The following is a 1,936-nucleotide window of genomic DNA, read 5'->3' on the forward strand; positions in this document are numbered from 1 at the left end:
GGCGTGGGGCCGCTGTTCGGCACGACGACGAAGGTGGTGCAGGCGCCGGTGCTGGGGCTGGAGGCCTTCCGGCGGGTGGTGGCCGAGAGTCCGCTGCCGGTGGTGGGCATTGGCGGGGTGGGCCTGGCGAACATCGCGAGCGTGGCGGCGACGGGGGCGCATGGCGCGGCGGTGGTGTCCGACGCCCTGCTTGCCCAGGACATCGCCGAGCGCGTGCGGCAGCTGGCGGCGGCGTTTGACAGCGCGCGGGGGACTGGCCTCTAACCAGAGGAAGTACCCCACCATGAACCATCTGCCTCCGCGTCATCACGGGACGACTGCGCGCCGTCCCAACATCGGCCTCAGCCCGGACTGGGCCCAGCCGGCCGACTCCGCCTTCCCTCGCTACGAATTGAAGGTGCCCTACGCGGAGGCGGTGCTGCGCGCGGGGGGCTTGCCCTTCGTGCTGCCGTACACCGACGACCCGTCCTGCGTGGACGCCTACCTGGAGCGGGTGTCCGGGCTGGTGGTGACGGGCGGCGCGTTCGACATCCCTCCGGCCGCGTATGGCGAGGAGGCCCGCGAAGGCATGGGGCCGCTGAAGGAGGGCCGCACGGCCTTCGAGGCGCAGCTCATCCGCGGCGCGCTCAAGCGCAACCTGCCGGTGCTGGGCGTGTGCGGCGGCATGCAGTTGTTGGCCGTGGTGCTGGGCGGCACGCTGTTCCAGGACATCCTGAAAGAGATTCCGGGCGCGCGCGACCACGAGCAGAAGCACGACCGCACCCAGCCGCAGCACCCGGTGGAGGTGAAGAACGGCACGCAGCTGGCGGAGGCCGTGGGGCACGGGCAGCTGATGGTGAACTCCACGCACCACCAGGCGGTGAACAAGCCGGGCACCGACGTGACGGTGAGCGCGGTGTCGCCGGACGGCGTGGTGGAGGCGATTGAATCCACCGCGCACACGTTCGCGCTGGGCGTGCAGTGGCACCCGGAGCTGATGCTGGGGACCATCCCGGTGCACCTGGGCGTCTACAAGGCGCTGGTGCAGAAGGCGCGAGAGCACCGCCGGTGAGGCCGCGCGTCCTGCTCCTGGCGGGACTGGAGCCCACGGGCAGGGCCGGGCTCCTGGCGGACGTGGCCGCGGTGCGGGCGCGGGGTGGCGACGCGGTGGCGGTGCCCACGGCCCAGACGGCGCAGGGCTCGCACACCTTCGCGGTGGTGCCGGCGTCCCCGCGCATGCTGGCCGCGCAGGTGACGGCCGCGCGCGAGTGGGGCCCCCTGCACGCGGTGAAGTGGGGCGTGGTGCCCGGTCCGTCGCAGCTGTCCACGGCGAGGGCGGCGCTCAAGGACGCGGACGCGTGGTGGGTGGTGGACCCGGTGGTGCGCTCCTCCCGCGGACAGGTGCTGTCGCGCCTGACGCCCCGGCACTACCTGGCGCTCGCGGGCCCGCGCGTGCTGGTGACGCCGAACCTGGAGGAGGCCGCGTGGCTCCTGGGCCGGCCCGCGCTGGGCACGGTGGAGGACGCGCAGGAAGCAGCGGAGGCGCTGTGTCAGCGCGGCTTCGGCGCGGTGCTGGTGAAGGGCGGGCACCTGCCGGAAGGGCAGGGGCTGGCGGACGTGCTGGCCTTCGCCGGGCGCACGGTGGTGATGCGGGGGCGCCGGTTGAAGCGGCCGCCGGAGCGCCGGGGCACGGGCTGCCGGCTGGCGTCCGCGCTGGCGGCGGAGCTGGGCCGGGGCACGGGGCCGGAGGCCGCGGTGCGGGCGGCCCGTGAGCACGTCACGGGCTACCTGCGCACCGGCCGGGACTGACTCGGGCGGCTACTCGCTCCGGGCGCGGCTTTCGAAGCGCGTGTACTCCGCGAGGAACACCAGCTCCACGGAACCAATGGGGCCGTTTCGCTGCTTGGCGACGATGAGCTCCACGGGGATGACCGTGTTGCCCTGGCCACCGCCGCCG

The 1,936-nt window shown here is 74.1% G+C and carries 4 protein-coding genes; 3 read left to right on the forward strand and 1 reads right to left on the reverse strand.

The genetic code is table 11. The features are described 5' to 3' along the window. The 3 genes from D7Y15_RS43285 to D7Y15_RS43295 all read left to right on the forward strand — a co-directional run. Positions 1 to 264, forward strand: a 264-nt coding sequence (locus D7Y15_RS43285; protein WP_148713044.1) for a thiamine phosphate synthase, incomplete at its 5' end; no start/stop codon positions are given. A gap of 19 nt (positions 265 to 283) precedes the next feature. Then, positions 284 to 1,051 (forward strand): gamma-glutamyl-gamma-aminobutyrate hydrolase family protein, encoded by a 768-nt coding sequence (locus D7Y15_RS43290; RefSeq protein WP_120581701.1) that lies wholly within the window; start codon positions 284 to 286, stop codon positions 1,049 to 1,051. Beyond that, positions 1,048 to 1,788 carry a bifunctional hydroxymethylpyrimidine kinase/phosphomethylpyrimidine kinase gene (locus tag D7Y15_RS43295; RefSeq protein WP_120581702.1) on the forward strand — a complete coding sequence of 247 codons (741 nt, stop codon included), beginning with the start codon at positions 1,048 to 1,050 and terminating at the stop codon, positions 1,786 to 1,788. Before D7Y15_RS43290 ends, D7Y15_RS43295 begins: the two co-directional genes overlap by 4 nt. Before the next feature lie 9 nt (positions 1,789 to 1,797). Here the strand turns inward: D7Y15_RS43295 and D7Y15_RS43300 are convergent. After that, a partial coding sequence (locus D7Y15_RS43300; RefSeq protein ID WP_148713045.1) for a DnaB-like helicase C-terminal domain-containing protein occupies positions 1,798 to 1,936 on the reverse strand: 139 nt, incomplete at its 5' end.

This window comes from Corallococcus sp. AB030 (assembly GCF_003668965.1).
Taxonomy (GTDB): domain Bacteria; phylum Myxococcota; class Myxococcia; order Myxococcales; family Myxococcaceae; genus Corallococcus; species Corallococcus exiguus.

Bases quoted from the DNA above. Each gene is read 5' to 3' on its own strand.
- D7Y15_RS43290 (WP_120581701.1), top strand. From the start codon at position 284: ATGAACCATCTGCCTCCGCGTCATCACGGGACGACTGCGCGCCGTCCC.